The organism is Campylobacter concisus ATCC 51562, from assembly GCF_000466745.1.
GTDB classification, from domain to species: domain Bacteria; phylum Campylobacterota; class Campylobacteria; order Campylobacterales; family Campylobacteraceae; genus Campylobacter_A; species Campylobacter_A concisus_B.
Window position 1 is genome coordinate 61,180 of record NZ_ANNI01000006.1, and the last position, 18,711, is coordinate 79,890.

General features: G+C 38.1%; 17 protein-coding genes. 9 read left to right on the plus strand and 8 right to left on the minus strand.

What is annotated here, in order from left to right; translation table 11 throughout:
- The first annotated feature begins 2 nt into the window (after positions 1-2).
- Both ATCC51562_RS05675 and ATCC51562_RS05680 read left to right on the plus strand, forming a co-directional pair.
- Entirely contained in the window at positions 3-1,415 is a 1,413-nt protein-coding gene (locus ATCC51562_RS05675) for a replicative DNA helicase (RefSeq protein WP_021091212.1), read from the plus strand.
- Complete coding sequence (locus ATCC51562_RS05680; protein WP_021091211.1) at positions 1,415-2,689, plus strand: ComEC/Rec2 family competence protein; 1,275 nt, start codon at positions 1,415-1,417, stop codon at positions 2,687-2,689. The genes ATCC51562_RS05675 and ATCC51562_RS05680 overlap by 1 nt, the downstream gene beginning before the upstream one ends.
- Here ATCC51562_RS05680 and ATCC51562_RS05685 read toward each other — a convergent pair.
- The 8 genes from ATCC51562_RS05685 to ATCC51562_RS05720 are packed head-to-tail and all read right to left on the minus strand — an operon-like array spanning position 2,686 to position 12,082.
- Entirely contained in the window at positions 2,686-3,549 is an 864-nt protein-coding gene (locus tag ATCC51562_RS05685; protein WP_021091226.1) for an EamA family transporter, read from the minus strand. The genes ATCC51562_RS05680 and ATCC51562_RS05685 overlap by 4 nt on opposite strands.
- Positions 3,542-4,777, minus strand: coding sequence for a TolC family protein (locus ATCC51562_RS05690; RefSeq protein WP_021091281.1), 1,236 nt, complete (start codon positions 4,775-4,777; stop codon positions 3,542-3,544). Before ATCC51562_RS05690 ends, ATCC51562_RS05685 begins: the two co-directional genes overlap by 8 nt.
- Entirely contained in the window at positions 4,774-7,800 is a 3,027-nt protein-coding gene (locus tag ATCC51562_RS05695) for an efflux RND transporter permease subunit (protein WP_021091260.1), read from the minus strand. Before ATCC51562_RS05695 ends, ATCC51562_RS05690 begins: the two co-directional genes overlap by 4 nt.
- Positions 7,797-8,540 carry an efflux RND transporter periplasmic adaptor subunit gene (locus tag ATCC51562_RS05700; RefSeq protein ID WP_021091267.1) on the minus strand — a complete coding sequence of 248 codons (744 nt, stop codon included), beginning with the start codon at positions 8,538-8,540 and terminating at the stop codon, positions 7,797-7,799. The genes ATCC51562_RS05695 and ATCC51562_RS05700 overlap by 4 nt, the downstream gene beginning before the upstream one ends.
- Complete coding sequence (locus tag ATCC51562_RS05705) at positions 8,537-9,802, minus strand: TolC family protein (protein WP_021091206.1); 1,266 nt, start codon at positions 9,800-9,802, stop codon at positions 8,537-8,539. Before ATCC51562_RS05705 ends, ATCC51562_RS05700 begins: the two co-directional genes overlap by 4 nt.
- A complete protein-coding gene (fliP, locus tag ATCC51562_RS05710) occupies positions 9,802-10,524 on the minus strand; it encodes a flagellar type III secretion system pore protein FliP (protein ID WP_414531042.1) in 723 nt (240 codons plus the stop codon). Before fliP ends, ATCC51562_RS05705 begins: the two co-directional genes overlap by 1 nt.
- An 11-nt stretch (positions 10,525-10,535) precedes the next feature.
- On the minus strand, positions 10,536-11,315 hold the full coding sequence (locus ATCC51562_RS05715; RefSeq protein ID WP_035167452.1) for a flagellar motor protein MotB: 780 nt from the start codon (positions 11,313-11,315) through the stop codon (positions 10,536-10,538).
- Positions 11,315-12,082, minus strand: coding sequence for a motility protein A (locus ATCC51562_RS05720; RefSeq protein WP_021091276.1), 768 nt, complete (start codon positions 12,080-12,082; stop codon positions 11,315-11,317). Before ATCC51562_RS05720 ends, ATCC51562_RS05715 begins: the two co-directional genes overlap by 1 nt.
- Before the next feature lie 136 nt (positions 12,083-12,218).
- Between ATCC51562_RS05720 and glmU the strand changes: the two genes are divergently transcribed.
- From glmU to truA, 7 genes are read left to right on the plus strand one after another with little or no spacing between them, the layout of a single operon-like run.
- On the plus strand, positions 12,219-13,526 hold the full coding sequence (gene glmU, locus ATCC51562_RS05725) for a bifunctional UDP-N-acetylglucosamine diphosphorylase/glucosamine-1-phosphate N-acetyltransferase GlmU (RefSeq protein WP_021091221.1): 1,308 nt from the start codon (positions 12,219-12,221) through the stop codon (positions 13,524-13,526).
- The gene (gene coaBC, locus ATCC51562_RS05730; protein WP_021091258.1) at positions 13,513-14,685 is read left to right on the plus strand and encodes a bifunctional phosphopantothenoylcysteine decarboxylase/phosphopantothenate--cysteine ligase CoaBC; all 1,173 of its coding nucleotides are present in this window, start codon (positions 13,513-13,515) and stop codon (positions 14,683-14,685) included. Before glmU ends, coaBC begins: the two co-directional genes overlap by 14 nt.
- Positions 14,682-15,368, plus strand: a complete 687-nt coding sequence (locus ATCC51562_RS05735) for a hypothetical protein (protein ID WP_021091210.1) — start codon at positions 14,682-14,684, stop codon at positions 15,366-15,368. The genes coaBC and ATCC51562_RS05735 overlap by 4 nt, the downstream gene beginning before the upstream one ends.
- A gap of 3 nt (positions 15,369-15,371) precedes the next feature.
- Positions 15,372-16,043 carry a polyprenyl diphosphate synthase gene (gene uppS, locus ATCC51562_RS05740; protein WP_021091269.1) on the plus strand — a complete coding sequence of 224 codons (672 nt, stop codon included), beginning with the start codon at positions 15,372-15,374 and terminating at the stop codon, positions 16,041-16,043.
- Positions 16,044-16,050: 7 nt separating this feature from the next.
- On the plus strand, positions 16,051-16,839 hold the full coding sequence (locus ATCC51562_RS05745) for a prepilin peptidase (RefSeq protein ID WP_021091202.1): 789 nt from the start codon (positions 16,051-16,053) through the stop codon (positions 16,837-16,839).
- Positions 16,832-17,860, plus strand: coding sequence for an LptF/LptG family permease (locus tag ATCC51562_RS05750; RefSeq protein WP_035167453.1), 1,029 nt, complete (start codon positions 16,832-16,834; stop codon positions 17,858-17,860). The genes ATCC51562_RS05745 and ATCC51562_RS05750 overlap by 8 nt, the downstream gene beginning before the upstream one ends.
- Positions 17,860-18,591, plus strand: coding sequence for a tRNA pseudouridine(38-40) synthase TruA (gene truA / locus ATCC51562_RS05755; protein ID WP_021091203.1), 732 nt, complete (start codon positions 17,860-17,862; stop codon positions 18,589-18,591). The genes ATCC51562_RS05750 and truA overlap by 1 nt, the downstream gene beginning before the upstream one ends.
- Positions 18,592-18,711: the final 120 nt, after the last annotated feature.

Genomic DNA, 18,711 nt, shown 5'->3' on the forward strand with positions numbered 1-18,711 from the left:
TTGTGGCAAAGCAAATAGTTAACGAGATAGAATTTACAAACCTTTACGACATTGATATGGAGCGAGCTATACTAAGCTCCATTTTGCAAAACAACGATATTTTAGGTGAAATTTTTGACATTATTAAGGCAAAGGATTTTTATCTAAAAGGGCATTCGCAAATATACGATGCAATGGTAGCTTGCCTAAATAGCGATGATCCTATAACTATGCCATTTTTAAAAAATAGACTTGGCGAAAAATACGACGAAGAGCTAATACTAGATATTTTGGGCACAAATTCCCTAATAGACATTCAAAAATACGCAAACGAACTAAGAGAAAAATCCATAAAAAGAAGTCTTGTAAAGATCGCTCACAATATACCAAGCAAAGTAAATGAAGACAAACCAAGCCGTGATATGGTCGATGATCTTAGCCAGGAATTTTACTCTTTGATAGAAGGTGGAAGCACTGGAGTTATAAAAGAAGGCAAAGAGATCATCATGAAAATGATGGATCATATTAATGCTCAAGCTTTACTTGGCGAAAAAGATATCGTTGGACTTGATACTGGATTTAAAAAGCTAAATGAGATGATAAAGGGCTTTAAAAATGGTGACCTCATCATCGTCGCAGCTCGTCCAGGCATGGGAAAAACGACACTTTGTTTAAATTTTATGAGTCAGGTTCTAAAAAATAATGCTGGAGTTGTTTTTTTCTCGCTTGAAATGCCAGCTGAGCAGATAATGATGAGAATGCTAGCAAGCAAGACCTCTATCCCGCTTCAAGACATAATGACTGCAAAGATGGATGATGAAGCGTTGGCTAGATTTAGCGATGCTTGCGAGGAGTTTGCTGCTAGCAAGCTTTTTGTACATGATAGTGGCTATGTAAATATCCATCAAGTAAGAACACAAATGCGAAAACTAAAGGCTATGCATCCTGAAATTTCACTTTGCGTGATCGACTACATCGGTCTTATGATGAGTACAAATAACTACGCTGATCGTCACGTCCAAATAGCTGAAATTTCTCGTGGATTAAAGCTTTTGGCACGTGAGCTAGATATGCCAATCATCGCTCTTTCTCAGCTAAACAGAAGCCTTGAATCTCGCGCAAATAAACGCCCTATGCTAAGCGATCTAAGAGAATCAGGCGCGATCGAGCAAGATGCTGATATCATTCTTTTTGTTTATAGAGATGAGTTTTACCTAGAGCAAGAAGAAAAAGAGAAAGAAAAACGCGCAAGTGCCGAGGGCAAAGAGTACAAGAGCAATCACGTCTTTAATAAGCTTCAAGAAAAGGCTGAGATCATAGTTGGCAAAAATAGAAATGGCGAAACTGGCTCAGTTGATGTGCTCTTTCAAAAGCAACACTCAAGGTTTGAAGATATGTCTGCAATGCCAGTATCTGATGTTTCATTTGAAGGCTGATGCGTTTTAAAGCTTTAAAAAATAGAGAAATTTTTACTATATTTTGTCTGTTTTGCCTTTGTATTTTTTCTATAAATTTAGCTATTAGCTATCATAAATATCAAATTTTTATGGACAAAGGTGAACAAGAGCTAACAGCAACCGTGATTTCTAGCTACGAAAAGCTTGGAGATGATGGCAAGAAAAGGCAAATTTTAAAGCTTAAGACTGATGAGTTTTCATTTTATACGCTTGGAGCAAAGACGGATGACTTTAAAGCTGGAGATAATATATTTCTAAGCGTCATAAATTTAGACGTTAGTTTTAAAGACTATCTTGCTTCCTCCTTTTACATGCCTAGCTTTTCACGCGAAAAACTGCCACAAAAAGCCACGCTAAATATCAACCAAAAACTACAATCACTAATCTACGCCCAGCATGAAAATAGCAAAATTTCACAGCTCTACTCGGCTCTATTTTTAGGCACAAGTATTGATGCAAAGTTAAGAGATGACGTCTCGCACCTTGGTATAGCGCATCTTATAGCCATAAGTGGCTATCATTTAGGTTTTATAAGCGCAGTTATATTTTTTGTATTTAGGCCGCTTTTAAAATTTTTATATGCGAGGTTTTTACCTTTTAGAAACTACAACTTTGATCTAGCCATTATCGTTTTTATAATCTTGTCATTTTACTTTTTTATAATAGGCTTTATACCAAGCTTTTTGCGAGCGTTCTTAATGAGCATTTTAGGATTTTATTGCGCGTTAAAAGGCGTTAAAATTTTAAACTTCAAGACACTTTTTATAGTAGCGCTTGTTAGCATATCGCTCTTTCCGCAGCTACTTTTTAGCGTAGGTTTTTACTTTTCACTCATGGGCGTTTTTTATATATTTTTATACTTTAAACACCTAAAAGATAAATTTTCGCCCTTCGTTCATCTTATACTTTTAAATTTATATGTTTGCTTTGCAATGGAAATTTGCGTGCTTTATTTCTTTCCGCTCATTAGCTTACAGCAGCTTAGCGTCCTTGCTATCAACTACATCTTTAGCGTTTTTTATCCATTAAGTGCTGCGCTTCATATCGCTTCATATGGCAATATTTTTGATGGATTGCTAAATAATGTTTTAAATTTTAGACTAAGCTCGACTAAAATTTTTGTGCCAGCCATTATTTTTATCTTTTATAATATCGCTTCACTTCTAGCTATAAAATTTAGATCCATATTCTACATTTTGCCACTGCTTGGGCTTTTATGCTTTGCTATTGCTAGCTATAAAATTTACGCCTAAGCGATCTTCGTACCATAAAATTTCATTATCTTGTTATGAATTATCAAAGATATATACATTATAACAGCGCCTAAAATTAGCCTAGTTAAGTCTGTGTCCTTTTGCCAAAAGACTAAATTTACGATGATAGCAGCTGGAATGAGAGCGTTATTCATGATAGCAAGCACGCCACTATCGACCTCACAAGCACCTTTGTTCCACATAAAATACCCTAGCCCACTAGCGACCACGCCAAGCCAGAGAAGCACTAAAATTTGCGTTGAAGTAAGTGAAAATTTGGCTGGATTGCCAAGAGTAAGAAGCGCAACGATAGCTACAAAAAATGCCCCAAAGTGAAAGTAGCCAAAGACATTTTTTTGGTCCACGTCAAATTTTTCTAAAAGTGCCTTATATGCACTCTGCCCTGCTCCAAAGCAGATATTTGCCGCTTGCACTAGCAAAAAACCCTTTAATACACCATCGTTTATAGCGCCATATTTTATAACCAAAGCTCCAAAAACCGCAACGCCAACGCTAAATAGATAAAGTGGTCTAAATTTAAAGCTAAATGCGTCGTATATGAGCGTCACGTAAAACGGCGTAAAAATGGTAAAAAGTGCGACTTCTGGCACGCTTAGATACAAAAATGAATTGTAATAAAATAGATACATAAGTCCTATTTGCACCGCTCCGATCGCCATTATGCCAAATGCTAGCTTTGGGCTGATGCCACGAAATTTTGTAAATGGCAAAAAGACTAAGCTCGCAAGCGCAACCCGAATAAAAACAGCCAAATAGCTATCAACCTTGCCAGCTAAAAACTCACCTATCAAACTAAAGCTAAACGCCCATAAAATAGTCACAAAGATCAGTTTATTCAATTATCACCTCATTTATTTTTCTTGCACATTCAAAAAAATACTCAAGCTTGTTTAGCTCAAGTAAATCGCCATCAAGGATAAAATTTGCCCTATCGCTAAAATTTTTCTCACTCACAAACAAAAATTCTTCATATTTTATCTCGCCATTAAGATAGCCATTTAGCAGATCAATAAAATCACTATCAAGCTTATCTTGCTTCAAATCTTGCAAATTTAACTTTGCATTTAAGCCTTTGATTGTGCTTTCTAGCTCTTTTAGGCGAGTGATTATCCTATTTTCTTCATCGCTTAAATCAAGTGCCGCCTTTTGCTCTTCAATGCGTTTAACTTGACTTTGCTTACTAAGACTTAAGCTATCAGGCAGCTTCCACTCAAACTCCACTCTAGGCCTGTTCGCATCAGCGTAAGCGCCTATCATCTGCGAAGTCGTTCTCTCACCTTTTTTAAAGCTGTTATTATTCACACTTTGCGTATCTTTTAAGTAAATTCTTGGAGCAAATTTACTCTTTTGCTTCTCATTTTCTTGCTCTTTTATATATTTTTCCTGCTCCATTGCTCCAAGTTTTGCACTTAGATCATCTTTGCTAAAATCAGGCATCATTATCTTTGAGCCAGCGTTAAAGCCGATCTCGCCGTTTGAGAGCAAATTTATCCTTGAGTTTAGCTCTGCTAGCTTAAGCCCAAGCTCGTCAAGCTCTGCTCTTTTTTTATTTAACGTGAAATTTATCGCATCAAACTCAGCCTTATTTATCTCACCATACTCAAACCAAAACTCATTTTCAGCCGCAGCCTTGGCAAAGCTATCTACAAATTTTGTCTCTAAATTTATAAGTGAATTTAGGGCAACGGCATTAAAATAGACCTTTGCGACCTGAAAAGCAGTGAGGTTCATCAGCTCTTCATCTTTGTAAATTTTCTCCACGCCCTTGTGGTCTAAAATTTTATCAGCAGCCTCACTCGCACCGCCATCAAAGATAAGATACTCAACCTTTGCCGTGATAGATCCCGCCTTTGTCATATATCCGCCCTTTATCTCATCAGGCACAAAGGTATATCTGCCATCAAGGGATAAATTTAGCTTTTTACTCTTATTTTTATTTATATATTCATTTTTATTAAATTCTTTCAAACTCTCAAGCCTTGCACTTTGCCCCAGAGCGATGATCTCTAGTAAATTTCCAGCCCAAAGAGGCAAGGCAAAGAGCAAAACCGCTAAAATTTTCTTCAAATTCTCTCCCTTTCATAAAATTTTCTTATAAATTTATCAAGATTATAGACCCATGCAAAAAGTACAGGCACGACAAGTAGGCTTAGCAAAGTTGAGCTAATGAGCCCAAAGATGATGCTTATAGCCATAGGTGAGTTGGCCTCATAGCCAGCACCCCTGCTAAGAGCAAGAGGCAGCATGGCAAATATCATGGCAAAAGTTGTCATCAAAACAGCCCTTAGTCGCTTCTTAGCAGCCATTTTCACAGCTTCGTTCGCCTCCATGCCGCTATTTGCAAAGTGGTTTGCAAAATCAACCACCAAAATGGCGTTTTTACCGACCATACCAAAGAGCAAGATGACGCCAACCATGACAAATAGGCTAAATGGGTTGCCGCTTATAAAAAGCCCTATCACGACGCCACAAAAGGCAAGTGGCATGGCGAGCATAATGAGAAATGGCAGCAAAAAGCTCTCATAAAGTGCAGCTAGCACCATGTAAATAAGCACCGCGCTCGCACTCACCGTAAAGATAAACGAAGCGTTCGTATCGTCCATCAGCTCAACAAATCCAAGAAATTTATACTTGAAATTTGCTGGCAAAATTTCATCAAGCTTCTTTGAAATTTCATTTGCCACGCTATTTAGCGGAGCGTTGTTTTTGGTATTTGCTAGAAATTTGATCTCATCTGCTCTATTAAACCTTGAAATACTAGCTGGCTTTTGCTCAAAACTAATCGTCGCTACATCGCCAAGTGTGACAAAAAAGCCTTCATTGCTTCTTATCTTGGTCTTTAAGATATCATTTGTATCGCTTCTAAATTTATCATCAAGACGCATGTAAAGCTCATACTCTTTGCCATTTTCGTTTTCAAAAACAGAGACCTCGTTCTGGCTAAATGCGCTATAAACGGCACTTGCAACGCTGGCTTTGTCTAAATTTAGCCTTTTTGCCTTATCTTCATCGATAGAAATTTGCACGCGTTTTAGCAGATCTTCTTCGGGCGAATTTACGTCCGTTGCGTCATTTATCTCCTTTAGCATCTTGCTGATCTTTGGCACAAATTTCTCTAACTCTTTGCCATTTTCAGAGGTGATAGTAAGCTTTACTGGCTGCACATCGCCACCTTCGACCACTGGCAGATCAGCCACGATGACGCTCATATCATCGCTCTTTAGTCTGTCACGAAAACTTTGCATGATAGCGTTTTGCCGCTCGTGATTAGCTCTATCTTTTAGCTCCTTTAGCCTAACGTAAGATTTTACAAGATAAGGCTGCTTGGCGTCTGTGTAGCCAAGGATGAAGTAAGCGTAAGCTACCTGAGGATCGGCATTTATGAGTGAAATTTTATCTTTTAGCCTCTCTTTGCTAGCTTGCAGGCTAAGTGAGGGATCAAGCTTAAAGTAGATGTTAAACTCCGACTTATCCTCGCTTGGCATGAAGTCACCGCCTACAAATTTAGCCAGAGTAAACGAGCAAACAACGACCACAAACGTTATGGCTAAAAATACGAGCTTAAATTTAAGTGCTAAAGCTAAAATTTTCTCGTAGCCATTTTCAAGCGCCTCAAAAAATGGCTCGCTTTTTAGAAAAAAGCCACTTTGTTTGGCATTTACAAACCTAGCACTAAGCGTTGGCACAAGAAATATGCTCACAAAAAACGAGATGACGATGCCAGCTGCCACGCTCATCGCAAAGGAGTTAAAGTACTTGCCAACGATGCCGCTCATAAAGGCTATTGGCACGAAGACGCAAAGCAGCACGAGCGAGATCGCAAAGACGCTAAATGCTATCTCTTTTATACCTGCAAAGCTTGCTTTTAGGGCGTTTGGCTCATCTTTTAGCTTGCTAGCGATATTTTCAGTGACAACTATCGCATCGTCGATGAAAATTCCGATACCAAGGGTCAGCGCTATGAGGCTTAGGCGGTTTATGTCGTAGCCTAGGGCATTTATGATGAAAAATGTCGCTACGATGCTAGTTGGTATCGCTATGACTGAGATGATGGTGATCGAGAAATTTCTTAAAAATAGATATACGATCACGATGGTCAGCAAGACGCCAAGGATCATATCAAAGGCGGTTTGATCGATGTGCTTTTGTATCACTTCGCTCTTATCGTAGGCTATTTTTACGTCATATTCGCTGCCAAGCAGGCTTTTAAACTGCTCCAGCTTTGCTTTAGCTATAGCGATCACGGTTAGAGCGTTTGCGTCTGGAGCTAGCTCAAGACCAAGCAAGACGCCACTTTTTTTATCCATTATCGCTGCTTCATTTGCATCTTTGTAAGCAAGATCAACACTTGCGATATCTTTTAAAAAGACCCCTTGCTTGATCGTTAAATTTCTTATCTCATCTATGCTTTTGGCGCTAAAATTTGACTTGATCGCCATTTGGATCTGCTCATTTTCTATCTTGCCAAGTGGCGCTTTTAAATTTTCAACCTTTATCAAATTTGCCACTTCATTTGCGCTAAGAGCGTTTTTATCAAGCTTAAATCTATCTAGTAAAATTTTCACCGCTGGCTCCAAAAAGCCATTTGTCTTGACCTTTGAAACGCCGCTAATGCGCTCCAAAAACGGCTTTGCCACGTCATCGATCTCTTGCATTAGCTTAGTTTCATTGCCATCAAGCCTTGTGATAAAGAGACTAAAGACAGAAGATGAGAGACCATTTAGCTTTTCTATCTCGTAGTTTGCATTTAGCTTAGCTTTTTGCATCTTGTCGCGGACGTCATTTGTAGCGCTCTCTAGGTCTTTGTTTAGCTCAAATTCGATGCTGACTACGCTTAGGTTGTCAAAGCTAGTTGAGTAAAGCTTTTTTATCCCCTCGATGCTTGAGACCTCGTCCTCGATCTTTTGCGTGATCTTTGTCTTGATGTAGTTCATATCGCCATTTGCGTAGGTCGTGATCTTAACGATTGGGATATTTACTTGCGGGTATAAATTTACGTTCATTGTCTTTAGCGAGTAGATGCCAAAGACAACGAGGCTTAAAAATATCATAAGCGTAGTTATTGGGCGGTTGATGGCTGTTTTTATCATTTATTTTCGCCGATTATCACTTTTCCTTGACCAAACATGCCTGGCTTTAGCCCGCTATCATAAGCCTGGGCGTAAAATTTCCTAGTATCTCGCTTAATTTCTGGGTAAATTAGCGCGATTTTTACCTCTTTTTCTTCACTTATTGCGTCAAGTTTAAATTTAAATGTATCACCAACTTTTACCAAATCTACATATTTTTCGTCGATTGCTATTAAAATTTTTGCTTCGTTTGAGTTTAAAACAAAAGCTGGACTAAGCGGCGAAACTCCCTCTCCAAGCTCAATATTTTTACTAGCGATAACGCCATCAAATGGAGCCTTTAAAACAGCTTTTTTAAGGCGATCTTGCGCATTTAAAATGGCAATTTGAGCACTTTGAACCCGAAGTATCGCTTCATCAAATTTATACTTTACCTCGTCAAATTCTTGTTTTGAAGTGACATCTCTTACTTGAGTAAATTTACTTAAAGTATTTTTTGCAAATTCACTAGCATTTTTTGCCAGCTCAAGATCATTTTTTGCCTTTTTTAGAGCGATTTCTAAGCTACTTTGATCAAGAATAGCTAAAGCGTCACCCTTTTTAACATGACTTGAAACATCTACAAAAATTTTATCCACCTTGCCACTGCTTTCAAATGCAAGCTTTGAGCTTTGCTTAGCATAGACTTCAAAATCAGCAAAAATTTCCTCACTAGCAAATGAAAAAATGCCAAGTATCATTAAAATTATCAGCTTTTTCAATCTCTAATCCTCTCTAAAATCGGCTCGCCATTCTCAAAAAAGAACTCTGCTTTTTTGATTTCAAGCTCATCTTTCGCCCCTTCAAAAAGGCTAATGGCATCAAATTTTTGAGAAAGCGCCTCAAGCAGGTCGCTATATCCCAAAAGCCCAGAGTTATACTTCTCATAGCTAGCTTTTAATGCCAAATCGCTTGCTTTTACATATTCGTTTAGTGAAGCGATTTTTGAAGTAAGCACCACAATTTCACTTTGCAAATTTTTAAGCTTTGTCTCGTTTTCACGCTTTTTATACTCTAAATTTAGCCTCGCTTCATCAAGCGCGATCTTACTTGCTTGGCTCATCTTGCTAGTGGCAAAAAAGTCAAAAATTTTCCACCTAAAGCTAACGCCAAATTTATTGCCGTGCGTGTCCTCTTTTAGATATTTATCAAGATATGGGCGATAAGCGCTATACTTGCCAAGGTCGATGTCGTAGTTGTTTTTGTAAAATCCATAGGTGTCATAGAGCATGATTTGGGGCAAAAAGCCAGCTCTTGTCTCGCTAAGCTTAGCTTCGCTTATAAAAATATCTTGATTTAGTCTGTCAAGCTCGGCGTTTTTTGAAGCTAAATTTGAGCTAATATCAGCCATCTTTGCTCCAGCTACTGGCAAAATTTTCTCACCAGTTAGCAAATTTATTTCATTTAAGATTTGCTCCATTTTGTTTTTGTATTCAAGCTGCGTGCTATTTGCTAGGTGATATTTTGCCTGCACATTTTCTAGCTCATCTTTCGCGGCAAGGCCTGCAATGTTTGCCTTTTCAAGCTTATCTAAAACGCCTTTTAAAAAATTTGCTTGAGCTTGTTTGGCTGTGATTATATTTTCAAGTGCTAGAGCATTAAAATATAAATTTACAGCCTTAAGTGCAAGATAGTTTTTGGCTTCATCACTAGCGATCATGGCTTTGTTTTTTAAAAGCTCACTCATCTTTAGCCTAGCCTCTCTCGCTCCGCCGTCATAAAGCAAAAAATCTATCCTAGCTAGCACACCGGCTGACTCTTTAGCGACTACACTTGGAAAAGTGCTTGCATTTTTGCCGTATGAGCCCTCTAGGCTAAGGCTTGGCATATATGAGCTTAATGTGGCTTCATCGTTTAAATTTGCTCTTTTTAGCTCAAGCTCTTTAATCTTTGAAATTTCATTTTGTGTTGCCTTGTTTGCGATCATGCTTAAATTTGAACCAAGCAAAAATACCGGCAAAAAAATGAATAAAAATTTTTTCATTAGTGAAAGCTTTTTACAAGATTTCCTATTAGTAAATTCCAGCCATCAACAAGCACAAAAATAAGTAGTTTAAATGGTAGTGAGATCATTACAGGAGGAAGCATCATCATACCCATAGCCATTAGTACTGAGCTTACGACCATGTCGATGACAAGAAATGGCAAATAGAGCAAAAACGCTATCTCAAAAGATGTCTTTAGCTCACTTATCATGAAAGCTGACATTGCAATACTTAGCGGTATCTCTTCGATATTTGCTGGATTTTGTAAATTTCTAATCCTAAAGAAAAGCGCAAGGTCTTTTTCTCTTGTGTTTTTTACCATAAATTCTTTAAAAGGCTTTAAGCTTTTATCAAGCATCTCTTCATAGCCTATCTGCTCAGCCATATAAGGCTTTATGCCATCATTATAGCTCTTTTGCCCAACTGGCTCCATGATAAAAAATGTAAGAACCATCGCAAGCGAGATGAGTACTGTTGAAGGAGGAACTTGTTGCGTGCCCATCGCTTGGCGTAAAAATGAAAATACAATGACAAGGCGCAAAAAGCTAGTCATCATAAAGATGAGCGAAGGAGCGAGTGCAAGTGCGGTGAGGATTAGTAAAACATTTAGAGAATTTACAAGTTGCTCGGCATTTGTTGGAGAATTTAGACTTAAATTTATAGTTGGTAGCGCAGGGTCAGCCCCAAAAACCGTGCAAAGTAAAACCGCTAAAGCAAGCAGTGCTTTCACGACTAATTCCTCATATCAAGGATACTTTTCTTAGTAGCCTCTTTATTTTTTGGCTCAAGCGATATGAAGTGAATTTCTACTCTATTATTCTTAGCTCTGCCATCTTCTGTGCTGTTACTAGCGATCGGATCAAACGAAGCTTTGCCAGAAGCTATTATTCTATTTTGTGGTACGCCATCGTTGATTAACTCTTCAACTACGCTTAAAGCCCTTGCAGTTGAGAGCTGCCAGTTATTTTTATAAGCTGAGTCTTTGCTTGGTTCTATATTATCTGTATGGCCGATGATATCGGCTTTTACATCATTAGGCATTTTTGCCACAATCATGCCTATTCGTTTTAAAAATAGCTTCGCATCTTCGCCAGAAATTTCAGCACTATCTTTATCAAAAAGCATAGCTGCTGGAAGCCTTACGATAAAGCCATCCTCGCTCTCTTCCATAGTGATCTCAGGTGCCCCACTAGCAGCTAGCAGCTCATTTATCTTTTTAACATTCATATTTAGCTCACTTTGTGAGCCCTTTTGCTTGCTTATCTTTTTTGCACGAGTATTTTCTGGATCTGTCTCTTTTTCTATCTGATTTTCAGGTCTAGCACCACCTTCAAGCACACTCAAAGCACCAGCTAGTGAGCCAACGGCAGCCTCCATCTTTTTAGCATCCATTGTCGCCATAGAAAGCAATAAAACGAAAAAACAAAGCAAAAGTGACATGAGGTCGCCAAAAGCAGCTAACCACTCAGGCATACATTTTGGACACTCTTCTGGTTTTATTAACTTACCCATTATTCGAACTGACTTTTTCTATCTTTTGGTGGTAAAAATGCTAAGAGTTTAGCTTCAAGCGTTCTTGGATTATCGCCTGCTTGTATTGACATGATTCCCTCAAGTACGACTTGTTTTTCAAGTGCTTCATCAGCATCGCGAATAGAGAGGATATTTGCCACAGGCGCACCTATGATGTTACCTATCATCGCACCATAAAGTGTCGTAAGCAAGGCAACCGCCATTGATGGACCGATCGCACTAGGATCTGACATGTTAAGAAGCATCGCAACAAGACCGATTAGCGTTCCGATCATACCCATAGCACCCGCAAAACCGCCGACTTGCTCAAAAATTTTAATATTATTTGAATGTCTTGTGCTAGTTTGATCGATATCGATCTCCAAAAGTGCTCTGATCGCATCTGGCTCATTGCCATCGACCGCCATTGACAGGCCTCTTTTTAAGAACTGATTTGTCTCATTATTTACTTCACTTTCGAGCGATAAGATACCATCACGTCTAGCTTTGGTTGAATAATCAACTATTTTTTTTATAGTCTCAGGCAAATTTACTACGACTGATGGCTTAACAGCAATGCCATAAAATTTACCAATTCCTTTAAGCGTCTCCATCTTGAAGCCAACCATCATAACGCCGATAGTACCACCAAAAACGATCATCACAGAAGGAATATCGATGTATGGTCCTATACCAACGCCTATCGCCATTGATCCAAACAAAAGCACCAGGGTCAAAACCCAGCCGACGACGGTTCCTAAATCCATTTAAGCTCACTTTATTTATAAATTCTTAAGAATTGCTATTTTATTAGCTTTTTGTTGAAACAATCGTTAAATTAAAAAAAATGTTTGGCATTTTTTGCTACAATCTGCGAAATTTTTAACGTTAAAAGGCTTAAAAATGAACAATACTTCAATCATAATTTTAGCGGCTGGTCTTGGCACCAGAATGAAATCAAAACGTCCAAAAGTCCTATTTGAACTTTGCGGTGAGCCAATGATCATTCACATCTTAAAGCAAGCTTATGCGATCACAAATGACGTTAGCGTCGTGCTTCACTACGAAAAAGAGTTAATTAGTCAAAAAATAAAAGAAATTTTCCCTCAAACTAAAATTTTTGAGCAAGATCATACAAATTTCCCAGGCACTGCTGGAGCGATAAAAAGCGTAAATTTAAGCGGCGAAAAGGTGCTTGTCACTTGCGGCGATATGCCTCTTGTAAAATCAACCGATCTAATGCGTCTAGCAAATGCCGAAGCTGACGTGGTTATGAGCTCTTTTGAAGCAGCAAATCCTTTTGGCTACGGCAGAGTCATCATAAAAAACGGCAAAGTTGAAGGTATCGTCGAGCAAAAAGATGCTAGCGAAGCGCAGCTTGCGATAAAAAGCGTAAATGCTGGCTGCTACTGCTTTAAACGCGAAGCGCTAGAGCAAATTTTACCGCTCATAAGCAACCAAAACGCGCAAAAAGAGTACTACCTAACAGATGCCATAAAAATAGCAAATGAAAAGGGCTTAAAGTGCGTTGCAGTAAATGTTAATGAGCAAAATTTCATGGGCATAAACGATAAATTTCAGCTTAGCATCGCTGAAAAGATCATGCAAGATGAGATCAAACAAAATTTGATGAAGGCTGGCGTTTTGATGCGCATGCCAGAGAGCATTTTCATAGACAGCAGGGCCAAATTTGAAGGCGAGTGCGTGCTCGAAGAAAACGTAAGTATCCTTGGCGAGTGCGTCATCACAGAGAGTATCATCAAAAGCTCATCAGTGATAGAAAGCAGCGTCATCAAAAACTCAGACATCGGTCCACTAGCTCACATCAGGCCAAATTCTGAAATTTCTGACACACACATAGGAAATTTTGTCGAAGTTAAAAAAGGCGTTCTTAGCGGCGTAAAAGCTGGGCATTTGAGCTATCTTGGCGACTGCGAGATAGAAAGTGGCACAAATATCGGTTGTGGCACGATCACATGCAACTACGATGGCAAAGCAAAATACAAAACCAAGATCGGCAAAAACGTCTTTGTTGGCTCAGATACGCAGCTAGTTGCCCCTGTAAATATTGCTGATAATGTCATCATCGCAGCAGGTAGCACCATCACAAAAGATGTTGAGAGTGGAGCGCTAGCGATTAGCAGAGCTAGACAAGAGAACAAAAGCGGCTTTTTTGAGAAATTCTTTGGCAAAGATGATGTTAAAAAATAAGAAAATTTTACTTGCCGTTTGCGGCAGTATCGCCTTTTATAAGGCATTCGAAATTTTATCGCTACTTAAAAAGCAAGGCGCTGATGTTTATGTGGCTTTAAGTGATGGAGCGCTTGAATTTTGTAGTGTAAGCGGCTTTGAAGCGCTAAGTGAGCATAAAATTTTAAGCTCACAAACGCAAAACTGGCAAGATGGTGTAAATCACATATCCTACTCTAAAATGGATCTAGTTCTCATCGCTCCAGCCTCTGTAAATACGATAAATAAGCTAGCAGCTGGCATCTGTGACAATGTCTTTATGCAAACGCTAATCGCCGCCTCGCACGTACCTTTGGTTGTCGCACTAGCTGCAAATAACAATATGATAGAGCACTTCGCGACGCAAAATTCGCTTGAAATTTTAAAGAAAAACGACGCTTTAATAGTTGAGCCGGTTTTAAAAACTCTAGCTTGCGGAGATATTGGCAAGGGCGGTCTTGCAAGCCCTGAAGTGATAGTTGAAGCGGCGATAAAAAAGCTTAGCAAGCCTCTTTTTGTAGGCAAAAAAGTAGTGATCACTGGTGGCGCAACGACAGAAAAGATAGATGACGTTAGAGCCATTACAAATTTCTCAAGCGGTAAGATGGCGATGGCGATTGCAAGGGCTTTTTACTACGCTGGTGCTGATGTTACGCTACTTGCTAGCTTTGAAACCGCAAACGAGCCATTTGAGATTTTAAAATTTAGCTCAAGTAGCAAACTTTTAGAGCTTTGCAAGAGCGAGTGTGAGAGCGCAAATTTACTTGTGATGTGTGCTGCAGTAAGCGATTTTGTTCCGACAAAAATTGATGGCAAGATAAAAAAAGAGGACGTCGGCGAAATTTTAAGCTTAAGTCTAAAGAGAAATGTCGATATTTTGCAAAGCTTAAAAGAGTTTAGCTGCAAAAAGATCGGCTTTAAGCTTGAAATCTCAAGCGAGAGCGCACACAAAAACGCTAGAGCAATGCTAGAGCAAAAGGGGCTTGACGCAGTTTGCCTAAATATCTTGGGTGAGAAAAACAGCTTTGCAAGCGAGCAAAATGAGGTAAATTTCATCACGAAAAATAATGAAACTTTGCTGCCGCTTGCCTCAAAAGACGAGATTGCAGGGCGCATAGTGGAGCTAGCGGCAAATTTATGATAGAGAAAATTTCTCGCATTCAAAAAATAGCAAAAAATGCAAATTCTCCGTTAGTAGCTATAAATTCGTCACTTCCGCTTAGTATCTTAGTAAGCCAAAAGATCGGTTTTAACAGATACATTTTAAATTTTGCAAATAGAAATTTAAACACAAAAAGCGCAAAAGAGCTAAACGTAGGCTCGAAATACTGGGGCGAGGTGCAAAGCCAGGGCGAAAATATCGTCATAAAAAATTTATACGAAAAGCCAAGAATTTTAGACGAAGATGTCTTGGCTGATGGGCTAAATCTTATCGAAAATTTGATAGAAAATGAGAATTTATCGTGGTTTTATGACTATTTATTTAAAAGTCTAAGTGAAGCTAAAACAAAAGACGAGATGAAAATGCTAGCAAAAATGCTCTTTGCTCTGCAAGAAAATGTCGTGCATATACCATTTATTTATAATGGTACAAACGGCGTTTTTCAGCTAAAAAAAGAGGAGAATGATATGAAAATTTTTTTAATATTTTCAAATTTTGCTCCACTTATTTTTAAATTTAAAGATGAAGTTTTATACGAGATCGCGACCCCATTTAATAATGTAGCTAGCTTGCTAAAAAGAGAATTTAGCGCCAACATAACAGTGCAAAATGTGAGTGCTCTTTGGAGCAAAAAAGAACAAATTATTGATATAAAAGGCTAAAGATTGAATGAATTAAACCACCTTGCTATTATCATGGATGGAAATGGACGCTGGGCTAAAAAACGTGGATTTTTACGGACAAATGGGCACGAAGCTGGAGCAAATGTAGTAAGCGATATGTGCGAATTTTGTATCGATAATGGAGTGAAAATTTTAAGTCTTTATGCATTTAGCACCGAAAACTGGAAAAGACCACAAAAAGAGGTCGAGTTTTTGATGATTTTGCTTAAGAAATTTCTCATTTTAAAGCGTGCTGACTTTATAAAAAATGGGATCAAATTTAACACGATCGGCGACATTTCGCCATTTAGCGATGAGCTAAAAAACGAGATAGAAATCACCAAAAACGCTACAAGAGAGAATAAAAATTTATTATTAAATTTAGCTATAAACTACGGCTCAAAAGATGAAATCATTAGAGCTGTGAGAAAGCTAAATTTAGAAGGCTGCGAGATAAACGAAGCAAGCCTAAATGCAGCACTTGATGAGAGTGAGCCGGTAGATCTTCTCATTAGGACTGGTGGTGAGAGCAGGCTTTCAAATTTCATGCTCTGGCAGGCAAGCTACGCAGAGCTATTTTTTACGCCCACACTTTGGCCTGACTTTAGCAAGGATGAGCTTACAAGCATCGTTAGTAAATTTAAAAATATAGAGCGAAGATTTGGCGGAGTTTAGTGAGATAATGGATAATCTAGTCATCTTTTTTGCCCTTTTTGCTTTTGTTTTGGGTATTTGCGTGGGCTCATTTTCAAATGTGCTGATATATCGCTTGCCACGAAATGAGAGCATAAATTTTCCAGCTTCTCATTGCCCAAACTGCGACCATAAGCTAAATTTTTATCACAATGTTCCAATTTTTTCGTGGATATTTTTAGGCGGCAAATGTGCCTTTTGTAAGCAAAAAATAAGCCTCACCTATCCAGTGATCGAGCTAATTTCTGGGATACTTTTTCTGATCTGCTTTTTTAAAGAGTGCGGCGAAATTTTAAGTGTAGAAACACTGCTTTACGCGCTATTTTTAGGGCTTTGTTTTATAATGCTGCTAGCTCTTAGCGTCATAGACATAAGATATAAAGCCGTGCCAGATCCTCTGCTTTTTGCAGCGCTATTTTTCGCATTTATCTACGCTCTGATGCTTTTTATATTTAAAGGAAATTTTGCCCAAATTTTAAATTTATTCCTTTTTGCATTTATCTTTTGGGCGCTGAGATTTGTCGTAAGCTTTGCCATAAAAAAAGAAGCGATGGGTAGTGCAGATATCTTTATAACAGCGATCATCGGAGCTATTTTGTCAGTCAAGCTAGCTCTAGTGGCGATCTATCTTGCAGCACTTTTTACACTTCCAGTCTATGCGCTCGTTCGCAAAAAGAGCTACGAGCTAGCCTTTGTACCGTTTTTAAGCCTTGGCTTACTTATTACATACGCTTTTAAAGAGCAAATTTTAGAAATTTTAAGGTTTATTTATGAGTAGAGTAAATAGATATCTTTTGTTTAACTTCCTAGGGACTTTTGCATCGCTATTTAGTACGCTTTTTTTGATCATGTCGATCGTATTTTTCATCCAGATCGCGCGCATCACTTCCTACATTGAGATCAGCTTTGGCGAGCTTTTTAAACTCTACTCATTTATGCTTCCACGCGTGCTACTTTTTGTCGTGCCTATCGCATTTTTTGTATCACTTGCGATGACTTTTTTTAGATTATCAAAAGAGAATGAAAGTATCGTTATTTTTACGCTTGGTGGCTCACCAAATAAGATTGCTAAATTTTTCTTAATATTTTCAGCATTTTTAAGCACTGCTCTACTTATAATCGCTACCATAATGATACCAATAGCCGCACAGCTAAATGCAAATTTTATTGATTATAAAAAGACTGTCGCAAAGCTAAATTTAAAGCCAACCCAGTTTGGACAAAAATTTTCTGACTGGATGGTCTATGTGGGTAGTGAAATACAAGACAACAACGGCACTACCTATAAAGATATCGTGATGTTTAATCCTTACATTAAAGACTCCCAACGCTTAATCACTGCAAAAAACGCAAAGATCACTAATACAAATCAAAGCATTGAGCTCTCTTTAGTAGATGGAAAAATGTATGATATAAAAGATGAAATTTATCATCAAAGCAACTTCAAATCTATGAAGATAAGGACTGCCCAAAGTGAAGAGATAAGTGATATAGGAAGTATAAAAGAGTACTGGACGGAGGCAAATAGTAGTGAAAAAAGAAGAAAAGATCTTAGTACGTATGTACTTGTTGCGCTATTTCCACTTGCCAGTACGCTTTTTGCCATAAGCTTTGGCATCGTTACTTATAGATATGAAAAAGGCATGGTTTATGTTGGTACATTTGGCGTTTTATTTGGGTATTTTACGCTCATAATGCTCTTTTCATCAAAACCAGCTTTTGCGATTCCACTCATATTTTTTGTCTTTTTATTGGCAGGAATTTTGCTTTTTAAAGCCAAAATCATGCGAAGATACTAATGAAAATCCAACTAATTTATAGCTACGATGGCTCCAAATTTCAAGGCTCACAAACTCAGCCGCATGAAAATGGTGTAGAAGATGAGCTTTCGCGTGCTCTAGCTCACGTTGGAATATTTGAAAAAATAGTCTCTAGCTCACGTACAGACAAAAACGTCCATGCGATCAATCAAAGTTCAAGCGTAATTTGTGGCGATCATTTTAAAAATTTAGAGCACTTAAAAGAGCTAATCAACCGCCATGCTCATCCAAATATTCATATAAAACGTATAAATTTAGTTGATAAAAATTTTCAAGCAAGATTTGATGCCGTAGCAAGGTCTTATAGATACATTATAGATCATGGAGAATTTGATGTTTTTAGCTCAAATTATAAAGTCTTTTTGCCAAAATTTGATATCAAAAAAGCAAATGAAATTTTATCTAATTTTGTTGGTGAGCATGATTTTAGCTCCTATATGAAAACAGGAAGTGATACAAAAAGCCCAGTGCGAGAAATTTTTAAGGCATTTTGTTATGAATACAAAAACCAAACTATCATCGTTTTTAAAGCGAATGGCTTTTTACGCGCTCAAGTACGGCTTATGGTTGCAAACCTACTTAAAGCTTTAAGTATAAAGAATGGTGGTGAGCTCATCAATGCTTCACTTAACGGATGCTCTACCCTAACTCGTATTCCAGCTCCAGCTGAAGGACTTTATCTAAATAGAGTTTTTTATAAATTTAACTAGGTTTTTAGAATATTCAATAGTAAGCTTATTTAAAATATCAAATAAAGAATCCTAACCCTCCTTCAAATTTTTAACGCAGTAAACGATAAAGAAAAACTTTTCAAGATCCACTCTGACTCA

Excerpts from the sequence above, each read along its gene's own strand:
- ATCC51562_RS05745 (WP_021091202.1), top strand. The coding sequence starts at position 16,051 with ATGGATAATCTAGTCATCTTTTTTGCCCTTTTTGCTTTTGTTTTGGGT.
- ATCC51562_RS05695 (WP_021091260.1), bottom strand. The coding sequence starts at position 7,800 with ATGATAAAAACAGCCATCAACCGCCCAATAACTACGCTTATGATATTT.
- coaBC (WP_021091258.1), top strand. The coding sequence starts at position 13,513 with ATGTTAAAAAATAAGAAAATTTTACTTGCCGTTTGCGGCAGTATCGCC.
- ATCC51562_RS05720 (WP_021091276.1), bottom strand. The coding sequence starts at position 12,082 with ATGGATTTAGGAACCGTCGTCGGCTGGGTTTTGACCCTGGTGCTTTTG.
- glmU (WP_021091221.1), top strand. The coding sequence starts at position 12,219 with ATGAACAATACTTCAATCATAATTTTAGCGGCTGGTCTTGGCACCAGA.
- ATCC51562_RS05705 (WP_021091206.1), bottom strand. The coding sequence starts at position 9,802 with ATGAAAAAATTTTTATTCATTTTTTTGCCGGTATTTTTGCTTGGTTCA.
- truA (WP_021091203.1), top strand. The coding sequence starts at position 17,860 with ATGAAAATCCAACTAATTTATAGCTACGATGGCTCCAAATTTCAAGGC.
- ATCC51562_RS05680 (WP_021091211.1), top strand. The coding sequence starts at position 1,415 with ATGCGTTTTAAAGCTTTAAAAAATAGAGAAATTTTTACTATATTTTGT.
- ATCC51562_RS05715 (WP_035167452.1), bottom strand. The coding sequence starts at position 11,315 with ATGGGTAAGTTAATAAAACCAGAAGAGTGTCCAAAATGTATGCCTGAG.
- ATCC51562_RS05750 (WP_035167453.1), top strand. The coding sequence starts at position 16,832 with ATGAGTAGAGTAAATAGATATCTTTTGTTTAACTTCCTAGGGACTTTT.
- ATCC51562_RS05735 (WP_021091210.1), top strand. The coding sequence starts at position 14,682 with ATGATAGAGAAAATTTCTCGCATTCAAAAAATAGCAAAAAATGCAAAT.